Consider the following 16,145-nt stretch of genomic DNA (forward strand, 5'->3'; position numbering starts at 1 on the left):
GCGGGTGAGGTCCTGTATCACGGCCAGCCCATGCCCGCGCCCCGGACGGAACATTGGCGCCGCCTTCGCGCCCAGATGCAGCTGATCTTCCAAGACCCGCTGGCCGCGCTCGACCGCCGCATGACCATCTCGACCCAGATCGCCGAGCCGCTGGAGATCCATGGTCTCGCGAAAGGCGCCGAACTGGCCGAGCGGGTCGAGGCGCTGATGGCCCGCGTGGGCCTGCGCCGCGATCAGGCCGACCGTTATCCGCATGAACTCTCCGGCGGCCAGCGCCAGCGTGTCGTGATCGCCCGCGCCTTGGCCACGAACCCGAGCTTCCTTGTCTGCGACGAGCCTGTGTCGGCGCTGGATGTGTCCATCCAGGCGCAGGTGGTGAACCTGCTGCGCGACCTGCAGGAACAGGACGGGCTGACCATGGTCTTCATCAGCCACGACCTGAAGGTGGTCCGCAACATCTGCGACCGGGTGGCGGTCATGTATCTGGGCCGGGTGGTCGAGGAAGCCCCCTCGGACCGCATCTTCGCCGACCCGCGCCACCCCTACACGCAGGCGCTCGTTTCCTCGATCCCGCGGGCGGGGCAGGGGCTGGAAGGCCGGATCATCCTGAGGGGCGAGCCGCCGAACCCCGCCGCGCGCCCCCAAGGCTGCGCCTTCCACCCCCGCTGCCGCTTTGCCGATGCGGGCTGCGCGGCAGAGGTGCCGCAACTTGAAAACCACGGTGGCCGGCTTGCCGCCTGCCTGAAGCTGCCCCGCGACCAGCGGCAGGCGGCCTGAGAGTTCCCATGCTTCGTTTCACACTCGCCAAGATCGCCCGCGCGGCCCTGACAATCCTGCTGGTCATGACCTTCGCCTTTGTCGTCCTGCGGATGTCGGGCGACCCCGCGCAGGTGCTGCTGGGCCCCGACGCGCCGCAGGACGCGGTGGACGCCTTCCGCGCCCGCTGGGGCCTGAACGATCCGCTATGGCAGCAATATCTGGCCTATCTGCAGCAGATCCTCAGCTTCGACTTCGGCATCTCGATGCGCGACCAGTCGCCCGCCATCGACCTGGTGCTGGATCGCGTCCCGGCCACGCTGGCGATCACCGTCCCGGCGCTGATCCTGAAGATCTGCATCGGCATCCCGGCGGGCGTCTATGCGGCGCTGCACCGGGAATCCATCGCCGACCGGGGCGTCATCATGCTGTCGATCTTCGGCTTCACGATCCCCTCCTTCGTGCTGGCGCTGGTGCTGGTTCTGGTCTTCGCGGTCACGCTCGACTGGCTGCCATCGGGCGGGCAGGACACATGGCGCCACGCGATCCTGCCCATTGCCACCCTGTCGATCGGCGGGATCGGCATCCTCGCCCGTTTCTCGCGATCCGCGATGATCGAGGTGCTGGGCCAGCCCTATATCCGCACCGCCATGGCCAAGGGCCTGCCCTGGCGCCAGGTCGTCTGGAAGCACGCGCTGCCCAATGCCGCGATCCCGATCGTCACCCTGATCGGCTTCATGGTGGGCGCGCTGATCGCGGGGGCGGTCGTGGTGGAAAGCATCTTTTCCTGGCCCGGCGTCGGGCGGCTGATCGTGGTGTCGGTCTCGAACCGCGACCTTGCGGTGGTACAATGCCTGCTGCTGGTCATCGCGGCCTCGATGGTGGTCGCCAACCTGTGTGTCGATTTCGCCTATGGCCTGCTCGACCCCCGCCTTCGCCAGAAGCGCAGCCGGTAACAAGGGAAAACCGATGGCCGATACCGCAATTGCCCCCGCACCGGGCCTTCTGACCCGCACGCGGCTGAGGATGCCGTGGCTGGTCATTCTCGCCACCGGCTGGACCCTTCTGATGGTGCTGACCGCCATCTTCGCCGACTGGCTGCGGCCCTACGAGATCACGCAGATGGACCTGTCGGCGCGGCTGGCGCCGATGGGAACGCCCGGCCACTGGCTCGGCACCGACGAGCTTGGCCGGGACGTGCTGTCGCGGCTGATCCAGTCGGTCCGCGTTTCGCTGGTCATCGCTTTCGGGGCGACGATCCTGTCCGCCGTCTTCGGCACCACGCTGGGTTTCCTCGCCGCCCAGTTCCGGGGCTGGGTCGAGCATCTGGTCATGGCGCTGGCCGACTTCCAGGCGGCGCTGCCCTTCATGATCATGTCGCTGGCGGTGCTGGCCTTCTTCGGCTCGTCCATGGTCCTGCTGGTCTGCCTGATGGGCTTCTACGGCTGGGAAAGATACGCCCGCATTGCCCGCGGCCTTGCCATCTCGGCCTCGGCGCAGGGCTATGCGGCGGCGGTGGTGCAGCTTGGGGCGAAACCCTCGCGCGTCTATCTGCGGCACATCCTGCCAAACGTCGCCTCGACCCTGATCGTGTCGATGACGCTGACCTTTCCCGAGATCATCCTGATGGAATCCGGGCTCAGCTTCCTCGGCCTCGGCGTGCAGCCGCCGGAAAGCTCGCTGGGGAACATGGTCGGATTCGGGCGCGAATACCTGACGCGGGCGCCGTGGATCATGCTCGCGCCCTCGGCGGTGATCGTGATGACGACGCTGTCGATCTCGCTGTTGGGCGACTGGCTGCGCGACCGGCTGGACCCGACGATCCGTTGATTTTATTGAGGAAAGACATTCATGTCCCAGATCATGGCCCATCGGGGTGCCCGCAACCTTTGGGCCGAGAACTCGGCCCCAGGCTTCCGTGAAACCGCACGCCACGGCTTCGACGGGATCGAGTTCGACCTGCACCTGACCGACGCGGGCGAGATCGTGGTGATCCACGACCCGACGCTGGACCGGACCACCAACCGGGCGGGCCTTGTCCGCGACCTGACGCCGGAGAGCCGCAATGCGCTGCGCCTGCGCGGCCCTGACGGCGCGCTGATCGACGAGGGCGTGCCCAGTCTGGAAGAAGTGCTGGAGATCCTCGCGCCCCATGCCGGGACAGACCTTTATGTCGAACTGAAGTCCGACCAGAACGGCACCCCCTATCGCGGGCTGGTGGAACGGACGGTGGAAATCCTGCGACGCTTCGGACTGGCCGAGCGGTCCATCCTGCACAGCTTCGACATCGCTGTCGTGCGGCATATCCGCGCCACAGCCCCCGACCTGCGTCGCCTCATCTCGGTCAACCGCGCTTGGGCCGACCGGCAGAGCGGTATCGCGGCTTTTCTGCGTCAGGTCGATGACCTCGTGGATATCGTCGGCATCCACCACGAACTGTTCGAGGCCGAGTTCGACCTCATTTCCCGCCTGCGCCCGCTTAAGTCCTGCTCGGTCTGGACGATCAACGACCCCGCCCTGATCCGCCGCTGGATCACCCGCGCGCCGGGCTTCCTCGTCTCGGACAACCCCGTGCTGCTGCGCGAGTTGATGCAGGAAGGCGTCCCGGCATGAGAGAATATCAGGCCATCCTTTTCGACTGCGACGGTGTGCTGCTGGACACCGAACCCTTGGGCTGCGAGGCGCTGGCCCGGGCCGTCACCGCAGCGGGCCTTCCCATGACCCGCGAGGAGGCCACGCGCATCTTTTCGGGCAATTCGGCGCAGGCGAGCCTTGCGTGGATGCGACAGGCAGGGCTCGACGCGGCTGCCGTGTTCGGCGAATCCGACCGCATCCTGTTTCAGATGTTCGACCGCGACATCCCCCATGTCGAGGGGATCGAGGCGGTGCTGTCCGGCTTTGACCTGTCGCTGGCGGTCTGCTCGAACTCGAGCGTCAGGCGACTGGATCGGTCGATTGCCCGCACCCCGCTGGCGGCCCGCTTCGGCCCGCACATCTATTCCGCCGAGCATGTCCCCGCGCCCAAGCCCGCGCCCGACCTCGCGCTCTTTGCCTGCCAAAAGCTGGGCGTCGCGTCCGAACAGGCGATCTTCATCGACGACAACCCGCATGGCGTCCTTTGCGCCGCCGCCGCAGGCTGCCTCGCCGTGGGCTTCATCGGCCCATCGGACCACCGCCACAGCCATGCGCAGGTCCTTCGCGATGCCGGGGCCGACCATGTCGTCCACGGCATGGCCGAGTTCCACGGCCTGCTGTCCCGCCTGTCTCTTCCCCTTGCAGCCTGAACCGAGACGAACATGACCGACCTTCCCCTGCTGGGCGCCGCCCTTCCCACATCCGCGCTCGAAACCATGCAGGACTTCATCCTGTCCGAGAACCGCGACCTCGAACTGCAGGATTTCTTCGACGCCGAGTTGCTGAACGGCGACTGGAAACCCGTGGCCGACCGCGCCAAGTCGCTGCTGGCAGGCCATACCGGCCGTCTCGGCATCCATGGGCCCTTCTGGGGCCTCAGCATCGCCAGCCCCGATCCCGACATGCGGGCGCTGAATGCGCGCAAGTTCATGCAGGGGCTGGAGGTCTGCGAGTACCTGGGCGCCACGCAGATGGTGATCCATTCGCCCTATTCGACTTGGGATTTCAACAACCTCGACAACTTCCCCGGCCGCTCGGCCTATGAGCGGGTGCTGGAATATTGCCACTTGACCATGAACCCGGTCGTCCGCCGCGCCGAGGAGATCGGCGTCACCATGGTCGTCGAGAACATCCAGGACAAGGACCCCGACATCCGCCGCATCCTCGCGGACAGCTTCGACTCGCCCGCCATGGCGGTCTCGATCGACACCGGCCACGCGCATTACGCTTACGGCTCGACCGGCGCGCCGCCGGTGGATTATTACGTCCGCCGCGCCGGCAACCGGCTGGAGCATATCCACCTGCAGGACGCCGACGGCTATGCCGACCGCCACTGGACCATCGGCGAGGGCACGATCTGCTGGCCCGCCGTCTTCCGGGCGCTGGGCGAGTTCACCTCGAAGCCCCGGCTTATCCTTGAGTTGCGCGACAAGGCGGGCATCCTGCCCTCGGTCGAATACCTCAAGCGGCTGGGGCTGGCGCGATAAGCCCTATGCGCCCGCGCGGGCTTCCAGCGCCTTGAAGCCCGCGTGGATCAGCAGGGCGAGCGTGCCGACGACCACGCCGCCCTGCAGGACAAAGGCGGTGTTCGATGACAGCAGCCCCGCGATGATGACCTCGCCCAGTGTCTGCGCCGCCACTGTCGAGCCGATGGTGGCGGTGGACAGCGCGATCACCGCCGACAGCCGCACGCCCGCAAGGATCACCGGCAGCGCCAGCGGCAGTTCCACCTGCAGAAGCCGTTGCTTGCGGGTCATCCCCATGCCACGCGCGGCCTCGATCACCTGCGGGGGCAGGCCGGTCAGGCCCGCGAGCGTGTTCTCGAAGATCGGCAGCAGCCCGTAGAGGAACAGCGCCAGCAGCGTCGGCCCCGCGCCGAAGCCCATCGCTGGGACCGCCAGCGCCAGCACCGCGACGGGCGGGAAAGTCTGCCCGACCGCCGTGACCGTGCGGGCAAGCGGCAGGAAATCTCGCCAGCCCTCGCGTGTGACCAGCACCCCCAGCCCAACTGCCACCACGGTCGAGGCGATTACTGCCACTGCCACCATCGACAGGTGGGACAGCGTGAGCGAGAGAAGGCTGGTCTGCGTGTAGATCGGCGGCGCATCGTTCCGCGTCAGGGGACGCAGCAGGGGGGCGAAGCTTTCCGGCGCCAGCAGGAAGGCCAGCAGCAGCGCGGCGGCCGCAGCCAGGGCGATCCGCCCGATCATCGCGCCGCCTCGCCCGCCGCCGCCCGGCGCAGGGCATCCAGCGTCACCACGCCGCCGCCCTCCACCGGCAGCGCCTCGCGCCCGGACCAGAGGCACAAGGCCAGCGCGTCCCGCAGCGAGGCGTTCGGGGAAACCGCCGGCCCCGCAGTCTCGCCCGGCCGGGCAATGTCGGCCACGCAGGACAGCAACAGCAGCCGGAAGGGCCGCGCCTCGGTCCCGATCAACTCCCGCACGAAGGGGGTAGCGGGGGCGGTCAGGATCTCGCGCGGGGTGGCGTATTGCAGCAGGCGGCCCCCGTCCATCACCGCGATGCGGTCGCCCAGCGTGATGGCTTCCTCCATGTCGTGGGTGACGACGATCAGGGTGGTGCCAAGCTCGCGCTGGATGCGGCGCAGGTCGTCCTGCGCCTTGGCCCGGATCACGGGATCGAGCGCCCCGAAGGGCTCGTCCATCAGCAGCAGTTCGGGCTGCGCGGCCAGCGCGCGGGCCACGCCCACGCGCTGCTGCTGGCCGCCGGATAGTTGCTGGGGCATCCGGTCGCGGAACTCGGCCGGGGAAAGCTGGAACAGGTCCAGCAACTCGTCCACCCGTTGGGCGATGCGCCTGCGGTCCCAGCCGAGCAACCGGGGCACGGTCGCGATGTTCTGCGCCACGCTGCGATGGGGGAACAGACCGTGCCCCTGGATCGCATAGCCGATCCGGCGGCGCAGCAGATGCGGGGGCAGGGCGGCGGTGTCGGTGCCGTCGATCAGGACGCGGCCCGAACTCGGCTCGACCAGCCGGTTGATCATCCGCAAGAGCGTCGTCTTGCCCGACCCCGAGGTGCCGACCAGTGCGGCGATCTGGCCCCGCTCGACCGTCAGGCTGACGTTGTCGACGGCTGCGACGGGGCCGTAAAGCTTCGTCAGATGCTCGATCCCGATCATGCGCGGGCCTTCCGCGGGTCAAGCCCTGCAAGCAGCAGGTCCAGCGCGATCCCCGAGATCAGCGCCAGCGCGATGGTCGGAATGGCGCCCAGCAGCACGAGGTCCATGGCGGTCTGGTTCAGCCCCTGGAAGACGAAGCTGCCGAAGCCGCCGCCGCCGATCAGTCCCGCGATCACCGCAAGGCCGATGTTCTGCACCAGAACGATCCGCACCGCCGCGATCACCACCGGCAGGGTCAAGGGGATAAGCACCTGTGCCAGCGCCTGCGCGCGGGTCATGCCCAACCCGGCGGCGGCCTCTCGCACCGGGGCGGGGACGCCGTTCAGCCCCACCACCATGTTCGACACGACCGGCAGCAGCGAATACAGAAACAGCGCCACCAGCGCCGGAAAGGCGCCAATGCCGGCGATCCCCGCCTGCGCCGCGCCCGGCACATTGGCGGCGACCCAGCCAAACAAGGGGATCATGATCCCGAACAGCGCCAGCGACGGGATCGTCTGCACCACGTTCAGCACCCCCAGCACCGCGTTCCGCCCGCGCGGCGCCTCGTAGATCAGGATGCCCAGCGGCAGCCCCACCGCCAGCGCCGCGCCCAGCGAACCGAAGGCGAGCGTCAGGTGCCGCCCCGCCTCGCGCCAGAACTGCTCGTGCCGGGCGTTGTATTCCCGCATCACCGACAACTCGTCCAGCACGCCCGAGCCGAGCAACAGCGCCCCCGCCGCGATCGTTCCGGCCAGCAGCAGCCATCGCAGCGACAGCGAGGGCCGCAGCCGTGCCAGCGCATCGGCGATCGCCAGCGCAAAGGCCAAGAGCAGCAGCCAGAAGCCTGCGCCCAGCGAGACGCGGGCAAGCCGGTCGCCTTCGGGCACCAGCGCTCTCGCGGCCAGCCCGGCGGCAAGGATCACCACCAGCGCCCCCGCCAGTGCCGCCAGCAGCGACAGGCGCGGCGGCGTCCTAGCCACCGTGCCGGCAAGAACCGCCAGCAGCAGCGCCGCGACGATCCAGTCCTGCGGTCCCAGCGCCCCGGGCAGGCCAATCCCCTCGCCCGCGACGATCCGGTTGGCACGGAACTGGACAAAGGGCAGCGCCAGCCCGGCCAGCCCCAGGCCCGCGAACAGAAGCCCCGGCCGGCTGAGCGCCACCGGCGGCGCGGCAAGGGCCGCGGACCTCATCGGGGCTGCGTCACTCGATCACGCCCGTGCGCTTCAGATAGTCCTCGGCCACGGCGGCGGCGGGCTCTCCGCCGACCTGGATGCGGGCGTTCAGTTCCTGCAGCGTGACAAGGTCGAAGCCCCCGAAGATCGGGTCCAGCACCTCGGCGATCTGCGGATATTCGGCCAGCACCTCGGCCCGGACCACCGGCGCGGGCTGGTAGAAGGGCTGGACGGCCTTGTCGTCCCCCATCACCAGCAGGCCTGCGGGCTCGATCCCGCCGTCGGTGCCATAGACCATGGCCGCATTGACGCCCGAGGTCTGCTGCGCCGCCGCCGCGATGGTCGCGGCCGTGTCGCCGCCCGACAACTGGACAAGCTGCGCCGGGGAAAGCTGGAAGCCGTAGGTCGCCTGGAAGGCGGGAAGCGCTGCGGGCGAGGTCACGAACTCGGTCGAGGCGGCCAGCTTCACCTCGCCCCCGCCCGCGACCCAGGCGCCGAAGTCGGACATGGTGGACAGGCCATTCGCCTCGGCCACATCGCGGCGCAGGGCGATGGCCCAGGTGTTGTTGGCGGGTGCGGGGTCCAGCCACACCAGATCCTGCGCCCGGTCCAGTTCCGCCGCCCGGGCGTAGGACTGGGCGGCATCCTTCCAGACGGGGCTGTCGGCCTCGTTGTGGAAGAAGGCGGCGTTGCCGGTGTATTCGGGATAGATGTCGATCTGCCCCGAGGCGATGGCATCCCGCACGATGGGGGTCCCGCCCAGTTGCAGGCGGTTCTGGACCGGCAGCCCGGCATCCTGCAGCGCCAGCAGGATGACGTTGCCGAGCAGGCCCCCCTCGGTGTCGATCTTGGACGACACCACGATGTCGCGGGCGCCCGCCTGCGAGGCAAGCCCCGCCAGCAGGGCAAGGGCGATGGTCGTGATCCTGTGCATTCTTCATCCCCGGTGGCTGTTGCCGTTCCCCGACAGTATGCGGGACTCTGGAACGGGGGGAAGCATTCCCTGTCACGGATGGACATTTATTGCGTGTCGCGGACCCTGCCGCATCCGCGGAAGCAACGGCAAAGTTTGATGCCTTGCATCTTCACCATCTTGTCCGTTGACCCGGTTGCAGGCTAGCATCATGCCTGTTCAACGAGTTCCCTTCTTTTCCTGCTGAGATTTTCCAAGCGGCTGGACCAGACCGCTTCCGTTTCTCGTGATTGAACGACAGATGTCAGGCATCGATCTTCACCGCGCCTATCCCGGCCTGATCACCGTGGCCGAGGGTGAATTGCTCGCCTCGCTTTCAAGCGGGGAAACCTTTCTGCGCGCCCGGCAGAAGGCCGGCCAGTCGGGCGTCGGGATCACCCGCCTGTCCTATCTGCGCGAGGGCTTCGCCAGCCGGTTCCGCATCGACATCCAGGGCCGCCGGCAGGTCCTGGGCCTGCAGATCCCCGGCGACTTCATCGACCTTGCCGCCCTTGTGCTGAACAATGTCGACCACGAGATCGAGACGCTGAGCCCCGCCACCATCACGACCCTGCCCCATGCCCGTGTGGCGGCGCTGCGCGGGGCCGCGCCCGATACCTATGACAAGCTGTGGCATATCGCGATGCTGGATGCCTCGATCCAGCGCTACTGGACCTTCAGGACCGGGCGGCTGGGCGGGCGGGCGCGCATCGCCAACCTGTTCGCGGAAATGCTTGTGCGGCAATATGCCCGCGGGCTGTCGGGCCTCGACGGCTGCCGCTTGCCGATCAGTCAGGCGGATCTTGCGCAGGCCTGCGGCATGACCCCCGTCCATGCCAACCGGATGCTGAGCGAATTGCGGGAAGAGCGGGTCTGCCTGTTCCTCGACGGCCGGGTCGAAGTCCTGAACCTGCACGCCCTGTTCCGCCATGGCGAGTTCCAGTGGGACTACCTCTACCTGCCCGAGGCGATCGACGAGGAACTGGGCGTCACCGCCAGCAGCGGCCTGCCGGCCGGGCGCAGCCGGTCGATCTGGCGGGCGCAGATCTGATTCGTCCCGCGGGCGCAAGGATCGTCCGATCACTTATTAATCATGGAACCCCGGCGGTCGCGCCGGTCTTCCCCCATGGAAGCCACATCGCCCCTGCGCGGCAGGAATGACGCAGCGGCCGCAGGTCCCTGCCGCCACGCCGCCCCAGCTTGAAGGTGCAGCCATGGACAGAGACCAGACCGACCCGGCAACCCAGCAGGACCCGGATACCCCCTATTACGATGGCCCGGCCGGCGGCTGGGGATCGATGGAAGGCATGGCCAGGGTCATCGTCGGCCAGCCGCCATCGCCCGCCGTGCTGAACACGCTGCGGCGCCAGAACAAGCCGGACGGGCATATGTGCACCTCCTGCGCCTGGGCAAAGCCCGCCAAGCCCCACTTGGCCGAGTTCTGCGAAAACGGCGCCAAGGCCACGATCTGGGACCTGGATGCCCGCCGCTGCGATCCGGGGGTGTTTGAAAGGCACGGCATCGACGCGTTGCGGGAAATGTCGGACCACGATCTCGAATCGCTGGGCCGGCTGACCCATCCGATGCGCTTCGACCCGAGCAGCGGCCATTATGTCGGAACCACCTGGGACGAGGCCTTCCAGGGCATCGGCGCGGCGCTGAGGACGTTCGATCCCAAGTCCACGGTCTTCTACACCTCGGGCCGGGCCAGCCTTGAGACCTCGTTCATGTGGCAGTTGTTCGCGCGGCTCTACGGCCACAACAACCTGCCCGATTCCTCGAACATGTGCCACGAGACGACGAGCGTCGGGCTGAAGAAGTTCATCGGCTCGCCCGTCGGCACCTGCGTGCTGGAAGATTTCGACCATTGCGACCTGATGTTCTTCTTCGGCCAGAACACGGGAACCAGCAGCCCCCGCTTTCTGCACACGATCCAGAAGGCGGTGCAGCGCGGCTGCAAGGTCATCACCTTCAACCCCGTGCGCGAGGCCGGCCTGCTGCGCTTCCGCAATCCCCAGCAGGTCACGCAGATCCTGGGCGCCTCGACCGAGATCTCGGACCTCTACCTGCAGGTCCGGCCGGGCGGCGACATGGCGGCGATCCTGGGCCTCATCAAGCGGGTCTTCGAGATGGAGGCCGAGGGGGGCGGCGGCGTCATCGACCATGCCTTCATCGCCGAGCATACCACGGGCTACGAGACCCTGAAGGCCCATGCCGAGGCGACAAGCTGGGACGAGATCGAGGAACTGTCGGGCCTCACCCGCGCCCATCTGCGCGACGTCGGCACGATCTATGCGCGGTCCAAGCGCGTGGTCGCCATGTATGGCATGGGCCTGACCCAGCATGTGCGCGGCGGCGAGACGCTGGGCATGATGGTCAACCTGATGCTGCTGCGCGGCAACCTCGGCCGGCTGGGGGCGGGGATTTCCCCGGTGCGCGGGCATTCCAACGTGCAGGGGCAGCGGACCGTCGGGATCGCGGAAAAGCCGGAACTGGTGCCGCTGGACGAAATGGCCGAGATGTTCGACTTCTCGCCCCCGCGCGAGGAAGGGACCACAACCGTCGAGGCGGTGAAGGGCATCATCGACGGGTCGGTGCGGGCCTTTCTGCAGCTTGGCGGAAACTTCGCCGCCGCGATCCCCGATTCCCGCCGGGCGGCGGCGCATTGGGCAGACCTTGATCTTGTGGTGAATGTCGCGACCAAGCTGAACCGCTCGCATCTGCTGCCGGGGCGGCAGACATGGCTTCTGCCCTGCCTCGTGCGGTCCGAGGAGGACGTTCAGGCCGGCGGCCACCAAGTGGTCTCGATCGAGGATTCGCTGTCGCATATCTACGCCTCGCACGGGAAGAACACGCCCGCGTCCGAGCATCTGCTGTCCGAGCCTGCCATCGTCGCCGGCATCGCCAAGGCGACGCTGGACCCGAACCCGAAGGTGCCGTGGGATGACTGGGTGGGGGACTATGCCGGTGTCCGGGCCTGCATCGAGGCGCTGTGGCCCGAGGAATTCACCGGCTACGAGCGCCGGATGCGCGAGCCGGGCGGCTTCTACAAGGGCAACGCGGCACGCGAGCGGACGTGGAAGACGGAAAGCGGCAAGGCCGAGTTCTCGGTTCCCGACACGAACTCGGGTCTGGGCCGCGATCTGGCACAGGGCGAATACACGCTGGTCACGCTGCGCTCGAACGACCAGTTCAACACCACGATCTATGGTTATTCCGACCGGATGCGGGGGCTTTCGGGCGACCGCATGATCGTGCTGATGAACCCCGACGAGATCGCCCGCGCCGGGCTGAGCGAGGGCCAGAAAGTCCGGCTGGTCTGCGCCGAGGACGATGGCCATGACCGCGACCTGGCCGGCCTGACGGTGACGCCCTATGATCTGCCCGACCGCTGCGTGGCTGCCTATTACCCCGAGGTGAACCCGGTCATTCCGGTGGGGCTGCATGACCGGATGTCGAAGACGCCGGCCTACAAGGGCGTGCCCGTCCGGGTCGAGCCGCTGCCCGCCTGATGCCCGCGGGCGCGCGGTCCGATGACCGCGCGCCGCACCGGCTAGAGCAGCGCCAGCAGCAGCAGCACGATCGCCGCGCCCGCCGCCAGCATCACGATGGTGCCGCGCCCCGTCTTCGATGACGCGGCGCCGAAATCCACGTCGCGCGGTCCCGCCTGCGCGCCCTGCGCACGCTCGGTCTTCCGGGCCATGTCCAGTTGCGTCTGGGTGATCGGCGTCCCCGCCGCCTCGTCATCCGTGCCCAGCGGCGAGGCCGCCGGGTCCGTGTAGCTGACCTTGTCGCCGGTCAGCCCACGGTCGATGTCCTTCTTGAGCAAGCTGGGGTTCGCCCCCCGCTGTTCGCCATTGTCGTTCACGAGCGTCCTCCGATCCTGCTGCTGACCTTGTGATCCCCCCCCGGCAGGTGCCGGGCGGGTCGCCGAACGGGACCCGCGCCTGCAGGGTCCTGTCCTTGTCAACGATCTCGCCGCCGCAAACGGTCCCTGCGGGACCCTGAAAATGAAACGGCCGCCGCGAGGGTGTCGCGGCGGCCGTTCGTCGGTCCGGGGCCGGCTCAGCCCGGCGGCCGCAAGCCCATCGCGCGCCCAAGGCGGGAATGGGCCAGCTCGCCCACCAGCCCGCGCCGGAACAGCATCACGCAGATCATGAAGACAAGCCCGGTGATGATCGTGACCGGGAAGGCCGAGGTCGCCAGCCGGTTCTGCAGCGCGATCACGATGCCCGCGCCCACGACCGGGCCCAGCAGCGTGCCGATGCCGCCGATCAGAGTCATCAGCACGACCTGTCCCGACATGTGCCAGTCCACGTCCGTCAGCGTGGCGAACTGCATCACCAGCGCCTTCAGCCCGCCCGCAAGCCCCGACAGCGCCGCCGACATCACGAAGGCGCCCAGCTTGTACTGCGCCGTGGCATAGCCCAGCGAAATGGCGCGGTTTTCGTTTTCCCGGATGGCCTTGAGGATCATCCCGAAGGGCGAGTTCACGAAGCGCCAGATCACCAGCAGCCCCAAGACGAAGACAGCCAGCACGAAGTAATACATGGTCATCGTGTCGTTCAGGTCGATGATCCCGAACAGGCGGCCCCGCGGCACGGCCTGGATGCCGTCCTCGCCATGGGTGAAAGGCACCTGCAGGCAGAAGAAGAAGAACATCTGCGCCAGCGCCAGCGTGATCATGGCGAAATAGATGCCCTGCCGCCGGATCGCGATGGCTCCGATCACGACGCCCAGAGCCGTGGCGCCCAGGACGCCGATCGCCAGCGCGAACTCGGGGTTCCAGCCCCATTCCTTTGCCGCATGGGCGGTGAAATAGGCCGCACCCCCGAAGAAGGCGGCATGGCCGAAGGACAGCAGCCCCGTGTAGCCCAGCAGCAGGTTGAAGGCCGCGGCGAAGAGCCCGAAGCACAGCATCGTCATCACGAAGACGGGATAGACCATGAAGGGCGCCGCGATCAGCAGCACCCCCGCCGCCAGCAGCAGCGCAAGCTGCACCCCCCGTCCCATGGTGCGGACCGAACCCGGCTCGGCCGTCGAGATTTCGGATGTCCTGGCCATCTCAGCCCTCCTTCCCGAACAGACCCGCGGGACGCAGGATCAGCACGATCGCCATGATGACGAAGATCACGATGTTGGAGGCCTCGGGATAGAAGACCTTGGTCAGCCCCTCGGCCACGCCCAGCAGGTAGCCGGTGACGATGGCGCCCATGATGGACCCCATGCCGCCGACCACGACCACGGCGAAGACGACGATGATGATGTTCGTCCCCATCAGCGGCGACACCTGGTAGATCGGGGCCGCCAGCACGCCCGCGATGGCAGCAAGCCCCGCCCCCAGCGCATAGGTCAGCGTCAGCAGCCGCGGCACGTTGATGCCGAAGCTCTGCACCAGCACCGGGTTTTCCGTGGCCGCGCGCAGCGTCGCGCCCAGCCGCGTCTTCTCGATCAGCGCCCAGACGGCAATGCAGACGATCAGCGAGGCCACGATCACCCACCCGCGGTAGATCGGCAGCACCATGAAGCCGAGGTTGATCGCCCCGGTCAGCGCCGCCGGGGCCGAATAGGGCTGGCCCGAGGCGCCGAAATACCAGCGGAAGGTGCCCTCAAGCGCCAGCGCGAGGCCGAAGGTGAACAGAAGCCCGTAAAGGTGGTCAAGCTGGTACAGCCGCGACAGCATCGTGCGTTCCACCAGCGCCCCGAAGGCCCCCACCACCAGGGGCGCGAGGATCAGCGCGAACCAGTAGTTCAGCCCGAACCAGTTCAGGGCCAGCAGGGCGACAAAGGCACCCAGCATGTATTGCGCGCCATGGGCGAAGTTGATGACGCGCAAAAGGCCGAAGATCACCGCAAGGCCCAGCGACAAAAGCGCGTAGAACGAGCCGTTGATCAGGCCCACGAGGATCTGGCCCATGAAGGCTTGGATCGGGATTCCGAAGATCATCGTCATCTCAGACTCCCAGCGTTTCTTGCAGCATGTCCATGCGGGCGCCGAGTTCGCCCACCGGGAACTCATGGGCCATCACGCCGTGGTCCATGACATAGAAGCGGTCCGCGACCTTCGAGGCGAAGCGGAAGTTCTGTTCCACCAGCACCACGGTCATGCCCCGCGCCTTGAGTTCCCGCAGCACCGCGCCGATGGCGTCGATGATGACGGGGGCAAGGCCCTCGGTCGGCTCGTCCAGCAAAAGGCAGCGGGCGCCGGTCCGCAGGATGCGCGCCATGGCGAGCATCTGCTGCTCGCCCCCCGACAGCTTGGTGCCGGGGCTGTTGCGGCGTTCCTTGAGGTTCGGGAACAGCGTGTAGATCTCGTCCAGCGTCATGCCGCCCTGCGCCACCACGGGGGGCAGCATCAGGTTCTCATCCACGGACAGGGTGGCGAAGATGCCGCGTTCCTCGGGGACGAAACCCAGGCCCGCCCGCGCGGTGCGGTGCAGCGGCATGGTCATCAGGTCCTGCCCGGCGAAGCTGATCTGCCCGGTCCGCTTGCGGACGATGCCGATGATGGACCGCAGGGTGGTGGTCTTGCCCATGCCGTTGCGGCCGAGGATGCAGACGGTCTCGCCCTCGTTCACATGCATGTTCACGCCATGCAGGACGTGGCTTTCGCCATACCAGGCGTTCAGCCCGGCCACGTTCAGAAGCGCGCTCATGCTTCGGTCCCCATGTAGGCGGTGCGCACGCGCGGGTCTGCGGCGACGGTGGCATAGTCGCCCTCGGCCAGGATCTCGCCCCGCTGCAGCACGGTGACGTCGTGGCAGATGTCGGCCACGACCGAAAGGTTGTGTTCCACCATCAGCACGGCGCGGTGGCGGGCGACCTCGCGGATGATCTCGGCCACGGTATGCACGTCCTCATGCCCCATGCCGGCCATGGGTTCATCCAGCAGCAGCACCTGCGGGTCGAGCGCCAGCGTCGTCGCGATCTCCAGCACCCGCTTGCGGCCATAGGAGAGGTCGGCGGCGCGCACGTCGCGCCAAGGGGTCAGGCCCAGTTCGTCGATCAGCACCTCGGCCCGGCCATTCAGCACGTCCAGCGCCTTGAGCGGGCGCCAGAACTGCACATGCAATTCCGCCGGGCGCTGCAACGCGACGCGGACGTTTTCCAGCACCGTCAGATGCGGGAAGACGGCCGAGATCTGGAAGGACCGCACCAGCCCCATGCGGGCCACCACATCGGGCTTCATCTTGGTGATGTCGGTGCCCAGCAGGGTGATCTGGCCGCGCGTGGGCTGCAGGAACTTGGTCAGCAGGTTGAAGACGGTGGTCTTGCCGGCCCCGTTGGGGCCGATCAGCGCGTGGATGCGGGCATGGTGGACGTCGAGGTTCACGTTGTTGACCGCCGTGAACCCCGAGAAGTCCTTGCCGAGACCGCGGGCGGAAAGCACCACCCGCGGCTCCTCGTCGTTCGGGGCTTCCGTCATCCGGTGACCAGAGGGCAGCCCGACTCGGCCGGGTTCATGTAGGCCTCGGCCCCCGGGATGGTGGCGCGGACGTGGTAATAGTCCCAC

17 protein-coding genes are annotated in these 16,145 nt (G+C 67.8%); 8 read left to right on the forward strand and 9 right to left on the reverse strand.

The annotated features are described in order from the left end of the window. The 6 genes from Q4F04_RS04155 to Q4F04_RS04180 all read left to right on the forward strand — a co-directional run. Positions 1 to 777, forward strand: a 777-nt coding sequence (locus Q4F04_RS04155; RefSeq protein ID WP_303368568.1) for an oligopeptide/dipeptide ABC transporter ATP-binding protein, incomplete at its 5' end; no start/stop codon positions are given. 8 nt (positions 778 to 785) lie between these two features. Next, positions 786 to 1,712, forward strand: coding sequence for an ABC transporter permease (locus Q4F04_RS04160; RefSeq protein ID WP_303368569.1), 927 nt, complete (start codon positions 786 to 788; stop codon positions 1,710 to 1,712). A gap of 13 nt (positions 1,713 to 1,725) precedes the next feature. Beyond that, positions 1,726 to 2,586 carry an ABC transporter permease gene (locus Q4F04_RS04165; protein WP_303368570.1) on the forward strand — a complete coding sequence of 287 codons (861 nt, stop codon included), beginning with the start codon at positions 1,726 to 1,728 and terminating at the stop codon, positions 2,584 to 2,586. A gap of 21 nt (positions 2,587 to 2,607) precedes the next feature. After that, on the forward strand, positions 2,608 to 3,369 hold the full coding sequence (locus Q4F04_RS04170; protein ID WP_303368571.1) for a glycerophosphodiester phosphodiesterase family protein: 762 nt from the start codon (positions 2,608 to 2,610) through the stop codon (positions 3,367 to 3,369). Next, entirely contained in the window at positions 3,366 to 4,040 is a 675-nt protein-coding gene (locus Q4F04_RS04175; protein ID WP_303368572.1) for an HAD family phosphatase, read from the forward strand. The genes Q4F04_RS04170 and Q4F04_RS04175 overlap by 4 nt, the downstream gene beginning before the upstream one ends. Positions 4,041 to 4,052: 12 nt before the next feature. Continuing rightward, a complete protein-coding gene (locus Q4F04_RS04180; protein WP_303368573.1) occupies positions 4,053 to 4,877 on the forward strand; it encodes a sugar phosphate isomerase/epimerase in 825 nt (274 codons plus the stop codon). Between the two features lie 3 nt (positions 4,878 to 4,880). On the opposite strand, the gene Q4F04_RS04185 is transcribed toward Q4F04_RS04180, so the two are convergent. The 4 genes from Q4F04_RS04185 to Q4F04_RS04200 are packed head-to-tail and all read right to left on the reverse strand — an operon-like array spanning position 4,881 to position 8,614. After that, positions 4,881 to 5,600: an ABC transporter permease gene (locus Q4F04_RS04185; RefSeq protein ID WP_303368574.1), complete on the reverse strand. Its 720-nt coding sequence runs from the start codon at positions 5,598 to 5,600 to the stop codon at positions 4,881 to 4,883. Continuing rightward, entirely contained in the window at positions 5,597 to 6,526 is a 930-nt protein-coding gene (locus Q4F04_RS04190; protein ID WP_303368575.1) for an ABC transporter ATP-binding protein, read from the reverse strand. Before Q4F04_RS04190 ends, Q4F04_RS04185 begins: the two co-directional genes overlap by 4 nt. Then, a complete protein-coding gene (locus Q4F04_RS04195; RefSeq protein ID WP_303368576.1) occupies positions 6,523 to 7,698 on the reverse strand; it encodes an ABC transporter permease in 1,176 nt (391 codons plus the stop codon). Before Q4F04_RS04195 ends, Q4F04_RS04190 begins: the two co-directional genes overlap by 4 nt. Positions 7,699 to 7,708: 10 nt before the next feature. After that, positions 7,709 to 8,614: an ABC transporter substrate-binding protein gene (locus Q4F04_RS04200; protein WP_303368577.1), complete on the reverse strand. Its 906-nt coding sequence runs from the start codon at positions 8,612 to 8,614 to the stop codon at positions 7,709 to 7,711. A gap of 280 nt (positions 8,615 to 8,894) precedes the next feature. Here Q4F04_RS04200 and Q4F04_RS04205 point away from each other — a divergent pair, with 280 nt between their 5' ends. Together Q4F04_RS04205 and Q4F04_RS04210 are read left to right on the forward strand one after the other, a co-directional pair. Continuing rightward, positions 8,895 to 9,683, forward strand: coding sequence for a Crp/Fnr family transcriptional regulator (locus Q4F04_RS04205; RefSeq protein WP_303368578.1), 789 nt, complete (start codon positions 8,895 to 8,897; stop codon positions 9,681 to 9,683). A 163-nt stretch (positions 9,684 to 9,846) separates the two neighbouring features. Further along, entirely contained in the window at positions 9,847 to 12,144 is a 2,298-nt protein-coding gene (locus Q4F04_RS04210) for an FdhF/YdeP family oxidoreductase (RefSeq protein ID WP_303368579.1), read from the forward strand. Positions 12,145 to 12,185: 41 nt separating this feature from the next. Here the strand turns inward: Q4F04_RS04210 and Q4F04_RS04215 are convergent, their stop codons facing one another. The 5 genes from Q4F04_RS04215 to Q4F04_RS04235 all read right to left on the reverse strand — a co-directional run bounded on the left by Q4F04_RS04215 (position 12,186) and on the right by Q4F04_RS04235 (position 16,058). Next, positions 12,186 to 12,500, reverse strand: coding sequence for a hypothetical protein (locus tag Q4F04_RS04215; RefSeq protein WP_303368580.1), 315 nt, complete (start codon positions 12,498 to 12,500; stop codon positions 12,186 to 12,188). Between the two features lie 197 nt (positions 12,501 to 12,697). Continuing rightward, the gene (locus tag Q4F04_RS04220) at positions 12,698 to 13,645 is read right to left on the reverse strand and encodes a branched-chain amino acid ABC transporter permease (protein ID WP_303368606.1); all 948 of its coding nucleotides are present in this window, start codon (positions 13,643 to 13,645) and stop codon (positions 12,698 to 12,700) included. A 52-nt stretch (positions 13,646 to 13,697) separates the two neighbouring features. Next, positions 13,698 to 14,585: a branched-chain amino acid ABC transporter permease gene (locus Q4F04_RS04225; protein ID WP_303368581.1), complete on the reverse strand. Its 888-nt coding sequence runs from the start codon at positions 14,583 to 14,585 to the stop codon at positions 13,698 to 13,700. 1 nt (position 14,586) lies between these two features. After that, positions 14,587 to 15,288, reverse strand: a complete 702-nt coding sequence (locus tag Q4F04_RS04230; RefSeq protein ID WP_303368582.1) for an ABC transporter ATP-binding protein — start codon at positions 15,286 to 15,288, stop codon at positions 14,587 to 14,589. Next, positions 15,285 to 16,058 (reverse strand): ABC transporter ATP-binding protein, encoded by a 774-nt coding sequence (locus tag Q4F04_RS04235; protein WP_303368583.1) that lies wholly within the window; start codon positions 16,056 to 16,058, stop codon positions 15,285 to 15,287. The genes Q4F04_RS04230 and Q4F04_RS04235 overlap by 4 nt, the downstream gene beginning before the upstream one ends. Positions 16,059 to 16,145 lie beyond the last annotated feature (87 nt).

Origin of the sequence: Paracoccus sp. (in: a-proteobacteria) (assembly GCF_030536915.1) — a bacterium.
Taxonomy (GTDB): Bacteria; Pseudomonadota; Alphaproteobacteria; order Rhodobacterales; family Rhodobacteraceae; genus Paracoccus.

Excerpts from the sequence above, each read along its gene's own strand:
- Q4F04_RS04185 (WP_303368574.1), bottom strand. The coding sequence starts at position 5,600 with ATGATCGGGCGGATCGCCCTGGCTGCGGCCGCCGCGCTGCTGCTGGCC.
- Q4F04_RS04190 (WP_303368575.1), bottom strand. The coding sequence starts at position 6,526 with ATGATCGGGATCGAGCATCTGACGAAGCTTTACGGCCCCGTCGCAGCC.
- Q4F04_RS04160 (WP_303368569.1), top strand. The coding sequence starts at position 786 with ATGCTTCGTTTCACACTCGCCAAGATCGCCCGCGCGGCCCTGACAATC.
- Q4F04_RS04175 (WP_303368572.1), top strand. The coding sequence starts at position 3,366 with ATGAGAGAATATCAGGCCATCCTTTTCGACTGCGACGGTGTGCTGCTG.
- Q4F04_RS04220 (WP_303368606.1), bottom strand. The coding sequence starts at position 13,645 with ATGGGACGGGGGGTGCAGCTTGCGCTGCTGCTGGCGGCGGGGGTGCTG.
- Q4F04_RS04235 (WP_303368583.1), bottom strand. The coding sequence starts at position 16,058 with ATGACGGAAGCCCCGAACGACGAGGAGCCGCGGGTGGTGCTTTCCGCC.
- Q4F04_RS04225 (WP_303368581.1), bottom strand. The coding sequence starts at position 14,585 with ATGACGATGATCTTCGGAATCCCGATCCAAGCCTTCATGGGCCAGATC.
- Q4F04_RS04195 (WP_303368576.1), bottom strand. The coding sequence starts at position 7,698 with ATGAGGTCCGCGGCCCTTGCCGCGCCGCCGGTGGCGCTCAGCCGGCCG.
- Q4F04_RS04210 (WP_303368579.1), top strand. The coding sequence starts at position 9,847 with ATGGACAGAGACCAGACCGACCCGGCAACCCAGCAGGACCCGGATACC.
- Q4F04_RS04165 (WP_303368570.1), top strand. The coding sequence starts at position 1,726 with ATGGCCGATACCGCAATTGCCCCCGCACCGGGCCTTCTGACCCGCACG.
- Q4F04_RS04170 (WP_303368571.1), top strand. The coding sequence starts at position 2,608 with ATGTCCCAGATCATGGCCCATCGGGGTGCCCGCAACCTTTGGGCCGAG.
- Q4F04_RS04180 (WP_303368573.1), top strand. The coding sequence starts at position 4,053 with ATGACCGACCTTCCCCTGCTGGGCGCCGCCCTTCCCACATCCGCGCTC.
- Q4F04_RS04200 (WP_303368577.1), bottom strand. The coding sequence starts at position 8,614 with ATGCACAGGATCACGACCATCGCCCTTGCCCTGCTGGCGGGGCTTGCC.
- Q4F04_RS04205 (WP_303368578.1), top strand. The coding sequence starts at position 8,895 with ATGTCAGGCATCGATCTTCACCGCGCCTATCCCGGCCTGATCACCGTG.
- Q4F04_RS04230 (WP_303368582.1), bottom strand. The coding sequence starts at position 15,288 with ATGAGCGCGCTTCTGAACGTGGCCGGGCTGAACGCCTGGTATGGCGAA.